Source organism: Mesorhizobium sp. P2_B11 (assembly GCF_056404855.1).
In genome coordinates, this window is sequence record NZ_JBFUDF010000009.1 from 70,638 (window position 1) to 90,578 (window position 19,941).

Genomic DNA, 19,941 nt, shown 5'->3' on the forward strand with positions numbered 1-19,941 from the left:
TCAGGGTCACGATGCGCGTTCCTCGAGCAGGCCATGCGCCATATAAAAATCCTTCAGCCCGGCCAGCGCCGGATGCGCCAGCGCCCGCCTGAGATAGTCGCGGATGCGCGGCAGGTGTCTCAGATAATAGGGCTTGCCGTCGCGCTTTTCGAGCCGCACGAAAATGCCGAGGATTTTTGAATTGCGCTGCGCCGCCATGATCGCATAGGCCTCGCGGAAAGCGGCCTCGTCGAAGCCACTGGCGGCATGGCGCGCCGCGACATAGGCATCGACGGTCAGTTGCTCGATCTCAGGCGAAACGGTGACGCGGGCATCCATTGCGAGCGAGGCGACGTCATAGGCGGCAGGGCCGATCAGCGCGTCCTGGACATCGACGATGCCGAGCCGATCATGACCGCTGCGCTCGCCGCGCCAGATGATGTTGGGCGAGTGGAAATCGCGCAGCATCAGCGTGTATGCGCTGGCGTCCAGCCGGTCGAGAACCGCGTTCCATTCCTTGTGATAGCCGGCGCGCAAGGCCTCACTGGCCGGGGCGCCCGTGACCATCGGCACATACCAGTCGACCAGCAGGTCGGCTTCGATCAGCATGGCATCGCGATCGAAAGGTGGCACCTTGTGGAAGACGCCTGGCACGGCCTCCATACGCTGCGGCCACGCCTTGCCATGCATCATCGCCAGCAGTTCGGCCGCCGCCGCATAGCGCTCCGCCACCGGCTCGCCTTGGCCGTCCAGAAAACCTTCCGAGCCCAGATGCTCCAGCAGCAGAAAACCCTGATCGAGATCCTCGGCATGGATTTCCGGAACGCTGACGCCTTGCGCCAGCAGCGCCTTGTCGATGGCGACGAAGGCGGTGACCGACTGCGCCGTGTGGGCGATCACCGCATAGGGTTTGCCGTCGCGCACCGGCGGTCCAAGCACCAGCCGTGGCGAGTTCATCAGCACGCGTGGCGCCTGGCCGGGAAGCGAGACGATCTCATAGGAGCGCGCCGAGGCATCGCCGACGAAATGGCGGCGCGCCGCGTAGCCCCAGCCAGCCGTTTCAAGGAAATCACGCATCGCCAGGGAGCGAGCGACACGGTCGAAGGCGGCACCTTCGCCCGACAGCTTTGCCAAGCGGCCTTCGCCCTGGTGGACGAGTTCGATCCAGACCGACGCCTTTGGCAGCGCGCCTTCCGCCCGTTCCGGCCACTCGACCAAAGCAGCGCCTTGCAGTAGGGCTTCGTCGAAACCGAGCTCATCGATCTCGCCGGCCGAAGACAGCCGATAGAGGTCGAAATGATGGACGGGAACGCGGGTGTCGTAGCTTTGCACCAAGGTGAAGGTCGGGCTCGGCACGTCGAGGCCGGCATCATCGGCCAGCGCCCTGATCAAAGCACGCGCCAGCGTCGACTTGCCGGCGCCGAGATCGCCCTTGAGCGCCAGCACGTCGCCCGGCCGCAGCGCCATAGCAAGGTCTTCGCCGAGCCTTGCGGTCGCAGCCTCGTCGGCGAGAAAACGCTCCAGCACAGCAACAGCCATCGAGCGCGCTACTCGGCTGCGGCGCGGATGCCCGACGGTGCATCGGGGAAGGTGCAGATGACGGTGGTGCCCTGGTCCTTGCCGGTCTCGATGCGCACCGAGCCGCCATGCAGCTCGACAAAGCTCTTGACGATCGACAGGCCCAAGCCTGCGCCGCGCCGGCGTCCGCCATTGGTGCGCGGCTCGAAGCGGCGGAACACCGAATCGAGCAGGTCCGGCGGCATGCCGGGGCCGTCATCATGGACGGAGAATTCGACTCCTTGCTCCAGATGCCGGCAGGCCAGCGTGATCGTGCTCGCCTCCGGCGCATAATTGGCGGCGTTGCTCAACAGATTGTAGAGAATCTGGCGGACCCGGGTCTCGTCGCCGTGGAAACTCGTCGGCGCTGCCGCAGCGTCTATCCTGAGCTTGATCGCATGCTCTTCCAGCCGGTCGGCGACCAGTTCTGCGGCTGCCTGGATGGTGCGCTCGACGCTCACCTCCGAGATGTCGAGCTGCATGATGCCGGCGTCGACGGTGGCGAGGTCGAGTATGTCGTTGACGATGGTGAGCAGCACCGACGACGACGAGCCGACATGCTCGACATATTCGCGCTGCTTGGGGCTGAGCGGCCCGGTCGCCGGCAGCGACAACAGCTCGGTGAAGCCGATGATGTTGGTCAGCGGAGAACGCAGCTCGTAGGAAACGTGCTGCACGAACTCGTTCTTCAACTGGTCGGATTTCTGCAGCGCCTCGTTCTTGTCCTTCAGCGCGCGCTCGACATTGACGCTGTCGGTGACGTCGACAAAGGTCATCATCACCTGGCCGTTGGGCAGCGGGATGACGGCGTAGCTGAGCACGGTGCCGTTCTTCAGCTCGGTCTGGCCGTGGCGCTCGCGGCGCTCGTCATCGAAACCGGTGATGGCGGCGACGAAGCCGCCCCATGGGCTGTCGACGGCGCGCTGGTCACTGAGATCGCGGATCGCCTGAACATGGACGTTGGGCTTGATGACGCCCTCGTCCAGCCCCCACAAGGCGACGAAGGCCGGGTTGGACAGGCGCAGCCGCCCGTCGGGGCCGAACACCGCAACGCCCTCGGCCAGATTGTCGAGCGTCTCTCCCTGGACCCGCACCGCCGTCTGGTAGCGGCTCTCCAGGTCCATCTTCTCGGTCAGGTTCTCGAACACCCAGGTGACGCCGCCCTTGGGCTGCGGGTTGGCGACCACGCGGATGGTCTTGCCGTCGGGCAGATGCCACCAGTGTTCCTGCGATTCCACGGCGCGGTAGGCGGTAAGCAGGCCTTCCTTCCAGCGCCGCCATTCCGGCTGTTCGGCGATCTTGCCTTCGCTGCGCAGCCGGTCGAGCAGCAGCGCATTGTCGGGCGCGCTGTGCAGGAAGCCAGCGTCCAGCCCCCACAGTTTCTGGAATGCCTGGTTGAAGAAGCGCAGCTTCTCGTCGGTATCGAAGATCGCCACCGCCGTGTTGAGCTGGTCGAGCGTGTCGGCATGGCTGCGCACGGTGCGCTCATATTCGCCGCGGATGGTTTCGGTGGCGCTGGTGTCGGAGGCAAGGCCCGCCGAACCGTCGGGGCCGGCGAAGTCGGTGACGGCGAAGACGCGGCGGTCGCCCTCGATCACCGTCGACAGCGTCTGTTCGAACACCGGCCGCGACTTGTGTTGTTCGGCGATCTGTTCGCGCGCCTGGCCGCCGAGGAATTCCTTGGCTTCGCGCACAGCGGTTTCGGCGCTCGGCGCCTCGACCGCTCCGGCATAGGCGCGGTTGACCCATTTCAGCCGCCCATCGGTGGCGCGCAGCCATGCCGGCATCGGCAAGGCGTCAAGCAGGCCGATCATGGTGTCGTAATCGGCGGCCAGTCGCTGGTTCTCGATCTTCAGCCTGGCCTGGCTGCGCTGCGTTTCCGAAAGCGAGACGAAGCGCACCAGCACATGGGCAGCGCTCTTGCGGCCATGCACTTCGAGCGGCGCCCCGGCCTGCGATTCGATGACGAGGTCGAAGGGCTTGGCCTTCTCGCGCAGGCCAGCCACCGCATTTTCGAGCGCGGCGGCCGAGCGCGGCATCAGCCAGCGGCCGAAGGCCAGGAACGCCGCGCGGTCGTCCGGCGCGCCGCTTTCGAGCGGCAAGGTTCCGATAAGCTCGGGCTTCTTGTTCTCCGAAGCCCAGACGATGATGCGCTGGTCGCGCAGATTGAGCAGCGCTTCGGATCGTTGCAGCGCCGCGTTGACGTCGGCGATGCGGGCTCGGAGCTCGACATTCTGCGCCGAGGTGCGTGCTCTTTCGCGGATCAGGAAGATGGCCGAGACCAGAGCGGCGCCCATGACGCCGACGAACATGGCGAGCTGGATGACCTCCACCGCACTGACCGACAGCCCGGCCTTCTGCGCCATGGATGGCTCGGCATGCGCGGCAAACGAAGTGAGCGGACCGACAAGAGCGGACGTGGCGAAAAAACCTGCGACGCGGGCGCCGACGCGCTTCTTCAGGCCCCCGCCTGTCGTGGCGGAGCCGGTGATATCGGAATCGTCGTGGCCGCCGGAAACGGCCCATCCCGCGCGAGGCGGGTTTTCCCCCGGCATGTCTTGGTCCTCTTCGCCGCCTGAATGCAAGACCGCCCGGATCAGGATGACGTTGGTAGAACGCCCTCCCGACCCAACTCTTCTTTGAAGAGCATGATCTTTTCCGAAAACCGGTTCCCGCTTTTCGGGATCATGCTCTCTGTACGTGAGCCGGCCCTCGTCCCCGGCCCGCGAATCACCACAATAGCGCGTGCTGGAATCGGCGTGAAGAATCATTCAGCGCAAAAAAGAGCCGGGCGAAATGTCAATCGCCCGGCTTCAATATCTAGTGGTATTTTGCGCTATGCTTAATAGCGGTAGTGTTCCGGCTTGAACGGACCCTGCGGGGTCACGCCGATATAGGCGGCCTGTTCGCCGGACAGTTCGGTCAGGCGGGCGCCAAGCTTGTCGAGATGCAGGCGCGCCACCTTCTCGTCGAGATGCTTGGGCAGCACATAGACCTGGTTCTGGTACTGACCGGGCTTCGAGTAGAGCTCGATCTGCGCCAGCACCTGGTTGGTGAACGAGGCCGACATCACGAAGCTCGGATGGCCGGTGGCGTTGCCGAGGTTGAGCAGGCGTCCCTCCGACAGAAGGATCATCCGCTTGCCGTCCGGGAAGGTGATCATGTCGACCTGAGGCTTGACGTTGGTCCACTTCAGATTGCGCAGCGACGCTACCTGGATCTCATTGTCGAAGTGGCCGATATTGCCGACGATCACCATGTCCTTCATCGAGCGCATGTGGTCGAGGGTGACGACATCCTTGTTGCCGGTCGTGGTGATGACGATGTCGGCGGTCGGTGCCGCATCTTCCAGCGTGACGACCTCAAAGCCGTCCATCGCCGCCTGCAGCGCGCAGATCGGATCGACTTCGGTGACCTTGACGCGGGCGCCGGCGCCCTTGAGCGAGGCCGACGAACCCTTGCCGACGTCGCCATAGCCGCAGACGACCGCGACCTTGCCGGCCATCATCGTGTCGGTGCCGCGGCGGATGCCGTCGACCAGCGATTCCTTGCAGCCATACTTGTTGTCGAACTTCGACTTGGTGACCGAGTCGTTGACGTTGATCGCCGGGAAGGGCAGCAGGCCCTTCTTCTGCAGCTGGTAGAGCCGGTTGACGCCGGTCGTCGTTTCTTCGGTGACGCCGCGGATGGCTTCCTTCTGCTTGGTGAAGAAGCCGGGCGAAGCCTTGAGGCGCTTCTTGATCTGGGCGACGAAGTATTCCTCTTCCTCGCTCTGCGGGTTGGACAGCACGTCCTCGCCGGCTTCGGCGCGGGCGCCGACCAGAATGTACATGGTGGCGTCGCCGCCATCGTCGAGGATCATGTTGGAGAGGCCGCCATCGGCCCACTGGAAGATCTTGTCGGTGTAGTCCCAGTACTCCTCGAGCGACTCGCCCTTAACCGCGAAAACCGGGATGCCGGCTTCGGCGATCGCCGCCGCGGCATGGTCCTGCGTCGAGAAGATGTTGCACGAAGCCCAGCGGATCTCGGCGCCGAGCGCCTTCAGCGTCTCGATCAGCACCGCCGTCTGAATGGTCATGTGCAGCGAGCCGGTGATGCGCGCGCCCTTCAGCGGCTTCTTGTCGCCGAATTCCTCGCGGCAGGCCATCAGGCCCGGCATTTCGGTTTCGGCGATATCGAGTTCCTTGCGGCCCCAGCCGGCAAGCGAAATATCGGCGACCACATAGTCCTTGCTACCTGTCATGGCAGTGCTCCGGTGTGATTTGTCTCAAAAATGCGCCTGCGCCGCACGGCGCGTCGAAGGGCGCGGAATGCCGGTCTGACTAGCAGATCGCCGCCAAGACGACAATGGGATATAAAGAAATCTTTATGCGCGTATGTGTTTTTAGGCGGGCGCGGCGTTCAGCACTCTTCGCCGAAGCGCGAGGCGACCAGCTGCTCCAGCGCGTCCATCACCGCGACGGCGTCAGCGCCGCTGGCGGTGACGCGGATCGAATAGCCGGGGCTCGCCGCCAGCATCATCAGGCCCATGATCGAGGTGCCGCCGACCTTGAGGCCGTCCTTTTCGACATGGACGGTGGCGTCGAAGCCGCTGGCGACCTGGACGAACTTGGCCGAGGCGCGCGCATGCAGGCCGCGCTGGTTGACGATCGGGAACTCGCGCACGATCTCACCCGGCAACAGCGCGTTCATTTGCTGCTCAGGAGCTGGCTGGCGACGTTGATGTATTTGCGTCCCGCGGCCTGTGCCTCGTCCAGCGCCGCCGCCATGTTGTCGCCCTTGCGGATCGACGACAGCTTGATCAGCATTGGCAGGTTCATGCCGGCGATGACCTCGGTGCGGCCGGATTCCATCACCGAAATGGCGAGGTTGGAGGGCGTGCCGCCGAACATGTCGGTCAGAACGATGACGCCGGTCCCGGTGTCGACGCGGCCGACGGCATCGACGATATCGCGCCTGCGCTGCTCCATATCGTCATCGGCGCCGATCGCCACGGTTTCGAAATTGTCTTGTGGCCCCACGACATGTTCCACGGCATGGCGGAACTCGGCGGCCAGTTGACCGTGCGTTACAAGCACGAGTCCGATCATTCTATGGTGGCTCCCGTCATCGCCGCTTCACAGGCGCTTTTTATGCTCGCCGGCCATCCCAGGCGGCGGGAGCGCTATCTTGTCGACGCGCGGCGCGTTGACAAGCCCAAAATTGCGCCGGCCATAGCCATTTTGACGCATTGCAGCAAAAAACCGGGGACGGATCATACGAAAGGCGCAATCGCCAGCCGCGCCATTACGGCCGGCAAAGCTGTCGCAACGTTGCGCTCGATGAGATCGATCCGCGGCACCGGACAGCCCGCGATCGGCTCGCTGAAGTCTTCCTGAAAGCGGTCCCTCTGATGTTTCGGCACCAACCGGATATGGAGGTCGATCACCCCGCCTGGCTCGAACGACAGCGGCCGTGGCATGAATCCCGGCACTTCCGCGAGGCCGGCAATGGTGGCCGGCACGCGGCAGATCAGCCGCCCGGCGCGAGCGACCGCAAGCAGCCTGTCGTCCCCGATCAGCCGTGAAAACAGCCCGCGCGCCCGGCAATGGTCGATGAGCACCAGCGCCAGCGTCGTCTTGCCGGCGCCGGACGGTCCGGTGATGAGCACACCGCGTTCGCCGATCAGGATCGCGGTGGCGTGGATGTTTTCGGGTTTTGCTGCAGGATCAGGCATGCGTGGCGGCGATCAGCCTTCGGCCGGCAGCGTGACGACGAAGCGCGCGCCCTTGATGTCGCCGGGCTTGGTGCCGGGGATATTCTCGGCTGTCAGCGTGCCGCCATGGGCTTCGACGATCTGCCTGCTGATCGACAGGCCAAGCCCGGAATTCTGGCCGAACGCCTCGCCGGCCGGGCGGTCGGTGTAGAAGCGCTCGAAGATGCGGTCGATGGCGTCGGCGCGGATGCCGGGGCCGTTATCGTCGACGGTGACGATGTTGACCTTGCCCGAGCGCGCCAGCGAAATGGCGATATGGCCGTGGTCTTCCGGCACGAAGGAGCGGGCATTCTCGATCAGGTTGGTGATGACCTGGCCGATCCTCAGATCATGGCCGGTGACGAAATAGCCTTTGACGCCTTGCGGCAGCTTGGCAGCCTTGAACTCGATCTCGACGGCCTTCTTGTTGCGCGTCGCCTCGCGCGACACGGCGACGAGATCGGTGATGAATTTCTTCAAATCGACGATTGCGGCGTCTTCGCGCGCCAGCTCGGCGTCGAGGCGCGAGGCATCGGAAATGTCGGTGATCAGCCGGTCGAGCCGCCGGACATCGTGCTGGATGATCTCCATCAGCCGGCCGCGTGAATTGTCGTTCTTGGCCAGCGGCAGCGTCTCCACCGCGCTGCGTAGCGAGGTCAGCGGGTTCTTCAGCTCGTGCGAGACGTCGGCGGCAAAGCTTTCGATCGCCTCGATGCGGGCATAGAGCGCGTTGGTCATGTCGCGCACCGCGATCGACAGATTGCCGATCTCGTCCTGGCGGTCGGAAAAGTCGGGGATCTCCTCGCGGCTCTTGACGCCGCGCCGCACCCGCACCGCCGCCGCCGACAACCGGCGCAGCGGATTGGCGATGGTGGACGCCAAGAGCATCGACAGGATGGCAGTGACAAGTGCCGCGATGCCGAACACGCGCAAAATCGCCTTGCGCTCGGCAGCGACGATCTTGTCGATGTCGCCGCCTTCGGTCGACAGCATCAGCACGCCGAGAACGGCGCGGAAGCGCTGGATCGGCACCGCGACCGAGACGATCTGCTCGCCCTGTTCGCTCACCCGCACGATCGTCGACGGGCTGCCGGTCAGCGCCTTGACCACTTCGGGGAAAGCAGCACCGTTGCCGCCGGGCTGCTCGTGATAGACCGGCAGGTCTTTGTTGCGGAAGAAGTCGAAGACGAATTTCTGCACCCGCTCCAGCATGTCCGGCTGCTCGTCCTCAACCGGTGGCAGGTCGTAGCGCAGGATCTGGCCGCGCGAATAGAGATGGCGCGAATCGAGCAGCAGATTGGCGTCGCGGTCATAGATGCGGGCGCGCGTGCGCGTCGGCGAAATCAGCCGCCGCAGCACTGGTGCGACGCGCTCGGGATTGATCGGGAAATCCAGATTGTCGAGCTGGTCGGAGCCCGGCCCAAGGCTCTCACCGGCCTGCAGCTCGAGCAGCTTTTCCGGGTCGATGCTGATCGAATCGGTTTCGACCGTCGCCGACGCCGCGATCGCGCCGGCGATGATCTCGCCTTGCGTCATCAGGCTTTCGACGCGGGCGTCGATCAGCCCGTCGCGGAAGGTGTTGAGGTAGAGGATGCCGGTGACCAGCACGGCCAGCCCGGCCAGGTTGAGGAACAGGATGCGCCGGGTCAGGCTGGAAAAGATGTGATGGCCGAGGAAGCGGCGCATCGGCACCGTGACCCTCGACAGGAATGCGGGCAGAATCCTGGACGGCCGCCTGCCGGCGCCCGCCCGTCTGCCTCGCTCTACGTCAACTGCCATCGAATAGCAGCTCCCGGTCCGTTATCAGGCTTCGCGGAACCGGTACCCGACTCCGTAAAGCGTTTCGATCATTTCGAAGTCATCGTCGACGGCCTTGAACTTCTTGCGCAGCCGCTTGATGTGGCTGTCGATGGTGCGGTCGTCGACATAGACCTGCTCATCATAGGCCGAATCCATCAGCGCATCACGGCTTTTTACCACGCCGGGGCGCTGGGCCAACGAGTGCAGGATGAGAAATTCGGTAACCGTCAGCGTCACCGGCTCGCCCTTCCAGGTGCAGGTGTGGCGTTCCTGGTCCATCACCAGCTGGCCGCGTTCGAGCGAACGGGCCTGCTGGCTGGGCGCCTTTGCCGCAGCCTCGCGGGCACTGGCACGGCGCAGCACGGCACGCACCCGCTCGACCAGCAGGCGCTGCGAGAACGGTTTGCGGATGAAATCGTCGGCGCCCATCTTGAGGCCGAAAAGCTCATCGATCTCGTCGTCTTTCGAGGTCAGGAAGATCACCGGCAGGTCGGACTTCTGCCGCATCCGGCGCAGCAGCTCCATGCCGTCCATGCGCGGCATCTTGATGTCGAGGATGGCGAGATTCGGCGGACGCGCCGCCAGGCCTTCCAGCGCCGACGCACCATCCGTGTAGGTCTCGACACGATACCCCTCGGATTCGAGGGCGATCGAGACCGACGTCAGAATGTTGCGATCGTCATCGACAAGCGCGATTGTTGCCATTTCAAGCGGCTCCCTCATGAGCTGGTCCCTTCTGTCTTAGAGAAGGGGCTTTTGCAGGACAAATTAGGTACAAAATGTGGCACAGGCTCCATCCGCTGTCGCGGACAACTTGCCGGCGGTCGCAATCGCACCTCTACACGGATTGGACGAACACTGTGTGCCAATCCTTTGGGCAACCACTGTGATTTTTTGCACATATAAACGATTTAAACAACTTTCAAATTTTTTAAATCGATTAATGATTTGATATCATTTGGGTTTTCTGGTTCTGACCGTCTCAGCCCACCTCGCGGGCCGGCCGGAAATACGCCGGCAAACTGCGGCGAATCCAGAAGAAGGGACCCTTGATGTCGGAAGTCGGCAAACGCAATTCCGCCTGCGCGATCGATCGCATCGGCCTGAAGACCACCGGAACGGTGCATTATAATTTCGGTACGGCGGCCCTTTACGAGGATGCGATCCGCCGTGGCGAGGCCAGGCTGACCGCCGGCGGCGCGCTGCTTGCCGAAACCGGCCAGCACACCGGCCGCTCGCCCAAGGACAAGTTTGTCGTGCGCGACGGTGACACCGAGGCCCATATCTGGTGGGACAACAACAAGGCGATTTCGCCCGCCCAGTTCGAAACGCTGTTCGCCGATTTCCTCGTCCAGGCCGCGGACAAGGATCTCTATGTGCAGGATCTCGTCGGCGGCGCCGATGCCGAGCTGAAGCTGCCGACACGCGTCATCACCGAATTCGCCTGGCACTCGCTGTTCATCCGCAACCTGCTCATTCGCCCCGATGCGGCCGAGCTCGAGCACTTCGTGCCGGAGATGACGATCATCGACCTGCCGTCCTTCCGCGCCGATCCGGCTCGCCATGGCAGCCGCACCGAAACGGTGATTGCGGTTGATCTGACCCGCAAGATCGTGCTGATCGGCGGCACCTCCTATGCCGGCGAGATGAAGAAGTCGGTGTTCACCATGCTGAACTACCTGTTGCCGGCCAAGGGCGTCATGCCGATGCACTGTTCGGCCAATGAGGGACCAGCCGGCGACGCGGCGATCTTCTTCGGCCTTTCCGGCACCGGCAAGACGACGCTGTCGGCCGATCCGTCGCGCACGCTTATCGGCGACGACGAGCATGGCTGGGGGCCGCACGGCATCTTCAATTTCGAAGGCGGCTGCTACGCCAAGACGATCCGACTGTCGGCCGAGGCCGAGCCGGAAATCTTCGCCACCACGCAGCGTTTCGGCACGGTGCTGGAAAATGTCGTGCTCGACGCCAACCGCGTGCCGGATTTCAACGATGGCAGCCTGACCGAAAACACGCGCTGCGCCTATCCGCTGGACTTCATCCCCAACGCCTCGAAGACCGGGCGCGCCAGCCATCCGAAAAACATCATCATGCTGACCGCCGATGCTTTCGGCGTCATGCCGCCGATCGCCCGGCTGACCCCGGCGCAGGCGATGTATCATTTCCTCTCCGGCTACACCGCCAAGGTGGCCGGCACCGAAAAGGGCGTGACCGAGCCGGAAGCGACGTTCTCGACCTGCTTCGGCGCCCCGTTCATGCCGCGTCACCCCAAGGAATATGGCAATCTGCTGCGCGAGCTCATCGCCCGCCACGGTGCCGATTGCTGGCTGGTCAACACTGGCTGGACCGGCGGCGCCTACGGCACCGGCAAGCGCATGCCGATCAAGGCGACACGCGCTCTGCTGGCGGCAGCGCTCGACGGTTCGCTGAAGGCGGCCGGCTTCCGCACCGATGCCAATTTCGGCTTCGAGGTGCCGGTGGAAGTGCCGGGCGTCGACAGCGCCATTCTCGATCCGCGCTCGACCTGGGCCGACAAGGCTGCCTATGACCGCCAGGCAGCGCGGCTGGTCGGCATGTTCGCCGTCAACTTCGAGAAATTCGAAAGCCATGTCGATGCCGTCGTGCTCGGCGCCGCGCCGCGCCTGCAGGAAGCGGCCGAGTAGATCGCGCCATCGGCTCAGCCCATCCTCAAAAGGCCCGGTTCCGATCGGGCCTTTTCTTTTTCGGTCCGTCGCGCCATGACTGCGGCATGCCGATCGACGACATCATCATTGCCGACGAAGCCGTGATCCACCAGGGCGACCTGCACGAGGATTTCATCCGCTCGTCCGGCCCCGGCGGCCAGAACGTCAACAAGGTGGCGACCGCCGTGCAACTGCGTTTCGACGCGGCCAACGCCACCGGCCTGTCGGAACGCGTGCGCGCACGCACGATCAAGCKGGCCGGCCAGCGCGCCACCAAGGACGGCGTCATCGTCATCGAGGCCGGGCGCTTCCGCACCCAGGAGCAGAACCGGGCCGATGCAAGGGCAAGGCTGACGGCGCTGGTCGCCAAGGCCGCCGAACCGCCGCCGCCGCCGCGCAAGAAGACCAGGCCGTCGAAGGGCGCGGTGGAGCGGCGTCTGAAGAGCAAGGCCGGGCGCGGCACGATCAAGAAGCTGCGCGGCCGGGTGGATAACGACTAGAGCATGATCCCAAAAAGTGGGTACCGGTTTTTGGAAAAGATCATGCTTCAACAAAGGGTTATATCATGGTGAGATTTCAACCAAATCTCATCATGATCTAGGTTGAAGGGTGTTGGCGGCTTTCGGGTCGCCGTTTTCGGTTGGCGGTGGCATTGTTGCCCGGATCAACCTGGGTCCACTCATGCTCGTTCTGCCCAAAGGCGTCCGCCATATGCCTGGTTATCTGCCTCGCGCGGCGCAGGAAGCGCTGGTCGACGCGGTCAGGGACGTTGTGCAGCAGGCGCCGCTGTTCGTGCCGGCCATGCCGCGCACCGGCAAGGAGATGAGCGTGCGCATGACCAATTGCGGCTCGCTGGGCTGGGTCACCGACAAGGAACTGGGATATCGCTACCAGCCGATGCATCCGCTGACCGGAGCGCCATGGCCGCCGATCCCGGACGCGCTGATGCAATTGTGGCAGGAGGTCGCCGCCTATCCCCGCCCACCGGAGGCTTGCCTTGTCAATTTCTACACGCAGGACGCCAAAATGGGCCTGCATCAGGACCGCGACGAGGCCGATTTCTCGGCGCCCGTGGTGTCGGTCTCGCTTGGCGACGACTGCCTGTTCCGGGTCGGCCAGACGACACGTGACGGCGGCACCAAATCGTTCAGGCTGAAAAGCGGCGATGTCGTCGTGCTCGGCGGCGAAGGCCGGCTCTGCTTCCACGGCGTCGACCGTATCTATCCGTCAACCTCGGCGCTGCTGAAGAATGGCGGCCGCATCAATCTGACGCTGCGGCGGGTGACGAAGGCGGACTAGAGCAATTCCAGGAAAAGTGTGAGCGGTTTTCCGTCCGGAACTGCGTCAAAAGAAAGAGCTAGAGCGGTTCGCCGCTCTAGCATCGTTGCGGACAAGGACCCTCAACGTGTCATCCTCGGCGATCTGCCGGTAGCCTTGCATGAAGCGGACGAAATCCTGCCGGCCGGACAGCTCGGTCAACCACAAGGTGTCCGCTTTCTGCACAATCACCAGCGATGGCCGCGTGGTTTCGAGTTGGGCAAGCTTGTCATCGATGTAGTGATCGGTGATCTGCCTGTAGTGTTCGGCCGCCGCCTGGTTGCCGCTTTGCGCCTCGACCTGCGCGAAATGGTTGGCGAATCCGCCAAGCCAATCGCTGCAGTAGATCGAGATCCAGCTGCCGCCGACCATTCGCGTCAGCGGATGGCCCGCGGCAATGTCCGAGCCTATGAGCGCGACCGTCGGATGATCCACCGCGGCCTTTATCGTGGCGACGAAATCGGCACCAGGTTTCTGACTGGGCCAGAAGGGAACGGCATTGGCCAGTATGGTGATGGCAAGCAAAAGCACGCGCGCCGACCCCATGCCGGTGCCCGATGGCGATTGCCGCGCGGGGTCGATCTGGACGGCTCTGAGCAGCAACGCTCCGGCCATGAGGCTGATCGCCGGGAATGCATGATAGGGCCAGCCCTTGGCCTGATAGACGAGTGGCATGGTGGCCGCCAGTGACGCCAGGACGAACACCATGATCAGCGGCGACAAGGCGAGGCCCGGCCGAAGCAGACGCAGTATGTAGAGAGCGACGAGATAGGCCGGCGCGTATTGGAGCAACAGCGCTTGCACGACCCGCAGCCGCATATAGGTGTCGGCCAGCACCGGGTAGATGGTGTTGAGGAACTCTGGATAGACGTACAGCAYGGCGACGAGATAGGCGACGCAGACCAAGCCGATGACCCAGTATTCGATGCAGAAGAGCGACCAGATCGACCGCCGCCGCCAGGCCACGTAAAGCGCCGGAACCAGCACCATCAGCGCATAATAGGGTTTCACCAGCACCAGCACGCTGCCGCAAAGGCCGGCCAGTACCGCTATCGGCAAGCTCGGCCCGCGCCCTTCCGCCGGCGCGGCGCGCCAGGCCATCAACACCAGCAACGGCAGAAACAGGGCGACGCCCAGATGCTCCCGCTCGCTGAAAGCATTGCCGGGAAGAATGATCAGCAGTGCCAGGAACAGCGGCAACATCGAGAACAGGATGCGGTTCTCGGCAAAGCCGGCCAAGCTGGCGATGCGCGCGGCAAAGCCAAGACCCAGAAGGCAGATCGCATAGGCATAGAGGTGAATGACGGCTTCCGGCGAAATGCCGAGCGCATGCGCCAGGGCCACGGCCGGCATGAACAGCCATGGCGTGAACGGCGGATTGACCTCGAAGAGATCGACATAGAGCCGCGAGCCGGCAAGCACCTTCTCAGACATGGTGATTGCCCAGCTGGTGTCGGGTATGACACCCCAACGCATCTGCCAGGGCACGGCCGCCGCCAGCACCAGCAGGCACAAGACCAGGGTCCGTGGCAGCGCTCGCGCGCTGCCCTGGGCCGAAGTCATGGCGGACCTCTCAATGGGCGAAGCGCGGGTCTCCGTACTCATCGGGCCGCCACGAAGACGAATTTGCGCAGGATGATGAAGTTCAGGACCGGAACCAGGACCGAAGCGATTGCCACTGGCACCCATGGCGGCAGTCCGGCTACGTCCGTAAGGATCACGGCCAGCCCGACCGAGAGCAGAAATCCGATCGCCGTGGCACAGGCGAAGCGCACGATCTCGAAGCCAACCGCGCCGTCCGACATGAACGTTACGAAGCGATGCCCGCAATAGGAGAACACCGCGCCGGCGCCGTAGCCGGCGATCGAGGCTATTGTCGCCGGCATGCCAAAGCCTTGCCGGGCCGAAAGCGCCAGGGTCAGCACGGCGTAGATCAGGGTCGATACGCCGCCGATCGCAGCAAACCGCAGGATTCGCGCCGGCTCCGAACGGCCCATGGCCCATGACCAGACGCCGGGCAAAGGATCGTTGACCGCCTGGCGCACAGTCAGCCGAACCGGCGTTCGCGCGTCCCGGGCGGCGTCTTTTTCGGCGCCTGGGAATTGCTCATCGCGGCGACCGCTTCCTCGAAGCCGGTCAGCCGGTCGACGACGTAAAGCGGCCGCCGTTTTACCTCGGCATGAATGCCGCCAACATAAAGGCCGATGACGCCGGTCATCAGCAGATTGATGCCCGACAGGAAGGAAATGATCACCACCGTCGATGTCCAGCCATGGACGACGCCGCTGACAAACAGCCAGGAAAACACCGCGTAGAGGCCGAGCAGGGCGGCGAGGCCGGAAATGGCCAGGCCCGCCCACAGCGCCAGCCGCAGCGGCTTGTCGGAAAAGCTCACGATGCCGTGCACGGCCAGCCGCACCATCTTCCAGAATGGATATTTGGTTTCGCCTGCCGCCCGCATAGGCCTCTCGAACGGCACGGCGGTCTGCTTGAAACCCATCCAGCCGAACATGCCGCGCACGAAGCGGTCACGCTCGGGCATGCGTTTGAAGGTTTCCAGCGCCTTGCGTCCGATCAGCCGGAAATCGCCGACGTCGCGCGGAATGTCGACGGAGGTCATCTTCTCGATCAGCCGGTAGAAGATACTGGCGCTGACCCGCTTGAACCAGGTTTCGCCCTCACGCCGGATGCGCCGCGCATAGACGATCTCGTAGCCTTCCTTCCACTTGGCGACGAGATCGAGCACCACCTCCGGCGGATCCTGCAGGTCGGCATCCATGACGATGACGGCCTCGCCGGCGGCCGCATCCATGCCGGCTGTAATGGCGATCTGGTGGCCGAAATTGCGCGACAGCTCGATCAGCTTGAAGCGGTCATCCTCGGCCACCATGCCGCGCAGGAAAATGACGCTGGTGTCGCGGCTGCCGTCGTCGACGAAAATTGCCTCGGCACGACCGTCCAGCTTGTCCAGCAGCATGCCGATGCGCCGCACCAGCAGCGGCAGCACCGCTTCCTCGTTGAAGATCGGAATGACCAGAGAATAGACCGGGGCGTTGCGGCCCACGGCATCGCTCGCATTGACCACCGCTTGCTCCCGACCCGCTGGAATTGCAGCAAAAACTAGCCGGGATTGCCTAAGGTGCCGTTAACCCAGTCGTCACAGTTTTCTGAGCGCCACTTCCTCGACCAGGTGATTGGCGCCCTTGCGCAGGATGAGGTCGGCGCGCGCCCGGGTCGGCACGATGTTCTCGCGCAGATTCTTCAGATTGATGTTGGCCCACAGACCCTCCGCAATGGCGCGCGCGGCGTCTTCGGAAAGCTGCGAATAGCGATGGAAAAAGGAGTCCGGATTGCGGAAGGCGGTCTCGCGCAGCCGCATGAAGCGGGCGATGTACCATTGATGGATCAGCTTCTCGTCGGCATCGATATAGATGGCGAAATCGAAGAAATCGGACAGGAAGGGCACGATCTTGCCGTCCTTGGGCAGTTTTCCCGGCTGCAGCACATTGATGCCTTCGAAGATCAATATGTCCGGCCGGTCGATGGTGACGAACTCGCCCGGAATGACGTCATAGGTCAAATGCGAATAGACCGGCGCGCGGACATTGCGCTGCGCCGACTTGATGCCTGAGAGAAACCTGAGCAGCGCGCCGACATCATAGCTGTCAGGAAAACCCTTGCGCTCCATCAGATTGTCGCGCCGCAACACCTTATTGGGGAGCAGGAAACCGTCAGTGGTGATGAGGTCGACCTTCGGGCTCGACGGCCAGCGCGCCAACAGCTCCTTCAGCACGCGCGCCGTGGTCGACTTGCCGACCGCGACCGAACCGGCAATGCCGATGATGAAAGGTGTCTTGACCACATCCAATGCATTGAAGAAGGCTTGGCGCTGCCGAAACAGCAGCTGGCTGGCCTCGACATGCGCTGACAGCAGGCGCGACAGCGACAGATAGATGCGCTTGACCTCTTCGAGGTCTACCGGATCGTTGAGCGAGCGCAGACGGTTGATCTCGTCTTCGCTCAGCGTCATCGGCGTGTCGGCACGGAAGTTCGACCATTGCTCGGCCGAGAAGAAACGATAGGGGGAATATTTCTCGGTCGGAGCGAGCTGGTCCATCGAGTTTCCTGCCCTCCTGACGGTCAACCCTTCGACCGCGAAGCCTTTTCGGCGACGCCCGAACGGCCTGTGCGGCCCTCGAGCTCCCTCAGTACGTCGTCCAGCGGCACCCCGGCGATGCCGAGAACCACAAGCCAATGATATATAAGATCGGCACTTTCGGAAACGAGGGCTTTCTTGTCGCCTTTGACGGCGGCAATGACGGTCTCGACCGCCTCTTCGCCGAGCTTCTGCGACGCCTTGTCCATGCCCTTGGCGAACAGTTTTGCCGTCCACGAGTCCGGATCGCCGGACTGGGCACGTTCGGCGATGATTGTCTCCAGCTCGGAGAGCGAGAATTCAGCCATGGCGCGGTAGCAAGCCTTTCTTAGCCGGAAACGCTCTAGGGCCGATCGACGGATGAGTCCAGCCGCATCGGCAGCCCGGCCTTGGCCATATGCGCCTTTGCCTGCGCAATCGTGTAGGTGCCGAAATGGAAGATCGAGGCCGCCAGCACCGCACCGGCATGGCCGTCGCGGATACCCTCGACCAGATGATCGAGCGTGCCGACGCCGCCCGACGCGATCACCGGCGCGCGCACCGCATCCGCAATCGCGCGGGTCAGCGCAATGTCGTAGCCGGCCTTGGTGCCGTCACGGTCCATCGAGGTCAACAGGATCTCGCCGGCGCCACGGTCGACCATTTTTCGGGCAAACTCGACCGCGTCGATGCCGGTCTTTTCGCGGCCGCCATGGGTGAAGATCTCCCAGCGGTCGGCTTCATTGGCAGCAGAGACCTTCTTGGCGTCGATGGCGACGACAATGCATTGGTTGCCGAACTTGTCGGCTGCCTCGGCGACGAAATCCGGGTTCTTCACCGCCGCCGTGTTGATCGACACCTTGTCGGCGCCTGCCAGCAACAGTTTGCGGATGTCGGCGACCTGGCGCACGCCACCGCCGACGGTCAGCGGCATGAAGCATTGTTCGGCGGTGCGGGCGATGACATCAAAGATGGTTTCCCGGTTGTCGGACGACGCGGTGATGTCGAGAAAGCAGAGCTCGTCGGCGCCGGCCGCATCATAGGCCTTGGCCGCCTCGACCGGATCGCCGGCATCGACCAGATCGACGAAATTGACGCCCTTGACGACGCGGCCGTTCTTGACGTCGAGGCAAGGGATGACGCGGGCTTTCAGCATCAATCCTTCTCCATCGTCGCCAGCAATTCGGTGAGCAGTTCGCCGACCAGCGGCGGAACCTCGGCCTTCGCGTCGAAGGCCGGATCGTAGGCCGAGATGGTGATGCCGGAAATCGGCAGCAGACCGGCCATGCCGCACACCGCCTGGCGCAGCTGTTTCGGCCCCGGGCCGCCCGGCGTGGTGTAGCGGTTGGCCTGCAGCGCATCGGGATCGTGTACGTCGAGGTCGAGATGCAGATGCACCCGCTTTGCGTCCGGCGCCTTCAGCCGGCCGCAGGCCGTGGCCCAGTCGGGGCATTCGGCGCGGATGACCGGCAGCGTCTTCAACAGCTCCTGTTCGGCGGGGTCGAGGTCGCGCGCATTGAGCAGCACGCAGCGGGAAGGGTCGATCGGTTTGAAGCCGGGGATGGAAGAGGCCATCGGCTTCCAGCAGAGGCCGAGGACCGTGGCCAGCGCCATGCCGTCGAGAAAACCGTAGACGGAGGTTTCCGGCGTGTTGAGATCGCCATGCTGGTCGGCCCAGATGATCGCATCGGCATCTTCGCCGGCGACCGCGCCGGCCGATGTCAGGCAATTGCCGGCCAGAACGATCGGAAAGCGGCTGCGGTCGATGGCGATGCGGACTTCGCCGGAGACGGCGTTGCACACAGCAAAACCGGTCGCGATCTCGCGCTCCTGCTCGTCGCCAACCCTGCCGATATCGGTAACGGCGACGTCATGCCCGGCCAGCGTCAGTGCATCGACAAGCCCGCCGGCGACGATTGCGTCCGGTCCCTGGCCCATGCCGCCGTGATAGTGGCCGCTGTCATAGGAGGCGAGGATGATGGAGACTTTCACTTATCGGTCTCCATTGCCTTGCCCTGCAGCACCGCCAGCGCCTCGGCCGGGTCGATACGCCCGTCATAGAGGGCGCGGCCGGAGATCGCGCCTTCGAGCTTTTTGGCGTCAGGCATGGTCATGCGCACGATGTCGGCGATCGACGCCAGCCCGCCCGAGGCGATGACCGGGATCGACACCGCGTCGGCGAGATCGATGGTTGCATCCCAGTTGATGCCGGTCAGAACGCCGTCGCGGTCGATGTCGGTGTAGATGATGGCGGCCACGCCGGCGCCTTCGAATTTCTGCGCCAGTTCGATGACGCCGAGGCTGGAGGCCTCTGCCCAGCCCTCGACCGCCACCTTGCCGCCCTTGGCGTCGATGCCGACGGCGATCTTGCCGGGAAATGCCTTGCAGGCCTGTTTCACCAGGTCGGGGTCGCGCACCGCCACGGTGCCGAGGATGACGCGCGCCAGCCCGCGATCGAGCCAGTCCTCGATCTGCGCCAGCGTGCGGATGCCGCCGCCAAGCTGCACCGGGTTTTTCGTTGCCTTGAGGATGGCGCCGACAGCCGCGCTGTTGACGCTCTGGCCTTTGAAGGCGCCGTTGAGGTCGACGACGTGCAGCCACTCGAAACCCTGGTCCTCGAAGGCCTTGGCCTGCGCCGCCGGGTCGTCATTGTAGATGGTTGCGGTCGCCATATCGCCGTGCTTCAGCCGCACGCATTTGCCGTCCTTGAGGTCGATGGCAGGAAACAGGATCAC

General features: G+C 63.9%; 19 protein-coding genes. 3 read left to right on the forward strand and 16 right to left on the reverse strand.

Annotation, left to right across the window (positions count from 1 at the left end):
• Positions 1-6: 6 nt before the first annotated feature.
• The 8 genes from tsaE to AC1DYJ_RS27210 form a co-directional block, all read right to left on the reverse strand.
• Positions 7-1,518: a tRNA (adenosine(37)-N6)-threonylcarbamoyltransferase complex ATPase subunit type 1 TsaE gene (gene tsaE / locus AC1DYJ_RS27175; protein WP_477282767.1), complete on the reverse strand. Its 1,512-nt coding sequence runs from the start codon at positions 1,516-1,518 to the stop codon at positions 7-9.
• Positions 1,519-1,526: 8 nt separating this feature from the next.
• Positions 1,527-4,091, reverse strand: coding sequence for a sensor histidine kinase (locus AC1DYJ_RS27180; RefSeq protein WP_477282769.1), 2,565 nt, complete (start codon positions 4,089-4,091; stop codon positions 1,527-1,529).
• Positions 4,092-4,378: 287 nt separating this feature from the next.
• Positions 4,379-5,779, reverse strand: a complete 1,401-nt coding sequence (gene ahcY / locus AC1DYJ_RS27185) for an adenosylhomocysteinase (protein WP_477282771.1) — start codon at positions 5,777-5,779, stop codon at positions 4,379-4,381.
• A 158-nt stretch (positions 5,780-5,937) separates the two neighbouring features.
• Complete coding sequence (locus tag AC1DYJ_RS27190; RefSeq protein WP_477282773.1) at positions 5,938-6,228, reverse strand: HPr family phosphocarrier protein; 291 nt, start codon at positions 6,226-6,228, stop codon at positions 5,938-5,940.
• Positions 6,225-6,626, reverse strand: coding sequence for a PTS sugar transporter subunit IIA (locus AC1DYJ_RS27195; protein WP_142868692.1), 402 nt, complete (start codon positions 6,624-6,626; stop codon positions 6,225-6,227). Before AC1DYJ_RS27195 ends, AC1DYJ_RS27190 begins: the two co-directional genes overlap by 4 nt.
• A 164-nt stretch (positions 6,627-6,790) precedes the next feature.
• A complete protein-coding gene (locus tag AC1DYJ_RS27200; RefSeq protein WP_477282775.1) occupies positions 6,791-7,252 on the reverse strand; it encodes an HPr kinase/phosphorylase in 462 nt (153 codons plus the stop codon).
• A gap of 12 nt (positions 7,253-7,264) precedes the next feature.
• On the reverse strand, positions 7,265-9,049 hold the full coding sequence (locus tag AC1DYJ_RS27205; RefSeq protein ID WP_477282777.1) for a stimulus-sensing domain-containing protein: 1,785 nt from the start codon (positions 9,047-9,049) through the stop codon (positions 7,265-7,267).
• Positions 9,050-9,073: 24 nt separating this feature from the next.
• Complete coding sequence (locus tag AC1DYJ_RS27210) at positions 9,074-9,775, reverse strand: response regulator transcription factor (protein ID WP_010912942.1); 702 nt, start codon at positions 9,773-9,775, stop codon at positions 9,074-9,076.
• 347 nt (positions 9,776-10,122) lie between these two features.
• Between AC1DYJ_RS27210 and AC1DYJ_RS27215 the strand changes: the two genes are divergently transcribed.
• The 3 genes from AC1DYJ_RS27215 (at position 10,123) to AC1DYJ_RS27225 (ending at position 13,053) form a co-directional block, all read left to right on the forward strand.
• A complete protein-coding gene (locus AC1DYJ_RS27215; protein WP_477282779.1) occupies positions 10,123-11,733 on the forward strand; it encodes a phosphoenolpyruvate carboxykinase in 1,611 nt (536 codons plus the stop codon).
• A gap of 86 nt (positions 11,734-11,819) precedes the next feature.
• Entirely contained in the window at positions 11,820-12,254 is a 435-nt protein-coding gene (arfB, locus tag AC1DYJ_RS27220) for an alternative ribosome rescue aminoacyl-tRNA hydrolase ArfB (RefSeq protein ID WP_477426310.1), read from the forward strand.
• A gap of 181 nt (positions 12,255-12,435) precedes the next feature.
• On the forward strand, positions 12,436-13,053 hold the full coding sequence (locus tag AC1DYJ_RS27225) for an alpha-ketoglutarate-dependent dioxygenase AlkB family protein (RefSeq protein ID WP_477282783.1): 618 nt from the start codon (positions 12,436-12,438) through the stop codon (positions 13,051-13,053).
• A gap of 45 nt (positions 13,054-13,098) precedes the next feature.
• On the opposite strand, the gene AC1DYJ_RS27230 is transcribed toward AC1DYJ_RS27225, so the two are convergent.
• From AC1DYJ_RS27230 to hisA, 8 genes are all read right to left on the reverse strand, one after another.
• The gene (locus AC1DYJ_RS27230; RefSeq protein ID WP_477426312.1) at positions 13,099-14,634 is read right to left on the reverse strand and encodes a hypothetical protein; all 1,536 of its coding nucleotides are present in this window, start codon (positions 14,632-14,634) and stop codon (positions 13,099-13,101) included.
• Positions 14,635-14,672: 38 nt separating this feature from the next.
• Positions 14,673-15,068, reverse strand: coding sequence for a GtrA family protein (locus tag AC1DYJ_RS27235; RefSeq protein WP_477282787.1), 396 nt, complete (start codon positions 15,066-15,068; stop codon positions 14,673-14,675).
• Between the two features lie 50 nt (positions 15,069-15,118).
• The gene (locus AC1DYJ_RS27240; RefSeq protein WP_477282789.1) at positions 15,119-16,156 is read right to left on the reverse strand and encodes a glycosyltransferase family 2 protein; all 1,038 of its coding nucleotides are present in this window, start codon (positions 16,154-16,156) and stop codon (positions 15,119-15,121) included.
• 72 nt (positions 16,157-16,228) lie between these two features.
• A complete protein-coding gene (gene coaA / locus AC1DYJ_RS27245; protein ID WP_477282791.1) occupies positions 16,229-17,188 on the reverse strand; it encodes a type I pantothenate kinase in 960 nt (319 codons plus the stop codon).
• A 23-nt stretch (positions 17,189-17,211) separates the two neighbouring features.
• Positions 17,212-17,535, reverse strand: a complete 324-nt coding sequence (locus AC1DYJ_RS27250; RefSeq protein WP_477282793.1) for a phosphoribosyl-ATP diphosphatase — start codon at positions 17,533-17,535, stop codon at positions 17,212-17,214.
• A gap of 35 nt (positions 17,536-17,570) precedes the next feature.
• A complete protein-coding gene (gene hisF, locus AC1DYJ_RS27255; protein ID WP_477282795.1) occupies positions 17,571-18,365 on the reverse strand; it encodes an imidazole glycerol phosphate synthase subunit HisF in 795 nt (264 codons plus the stop codon).
• Positions 18,362-19,198 (reverse strand): arginase family protein, encoded by an 837-nt coding sequence (locus AC1DYJ_RS27260; RefSeq protein ID WP_477282797.1) that lies wholly within the window; start codon positions 19,196-19,198, stop codon positions 18,362-18,364. Before AC1DYJ_RS27260 ends, hisF begins: the two co-directional genes overlap by 4 nt.
• A complete protein-coding gene (gene hisA / locus AC1DYJ_RS27265) occupies positions 19,195-19,941 on the reverse strand; it encodes a 1-(5-phosphoribosyl)-5-[(5-phosphoribosylamino)methylideneamino]imidazole-4-carboxamide isomerase (RefSeq protein WP_477282799.1) in 747 nt (248 codons plus the stop codon). Before hisA ends, AC1DYJ_RS27260 begins: the two co-directional genes overlap by 4 nt.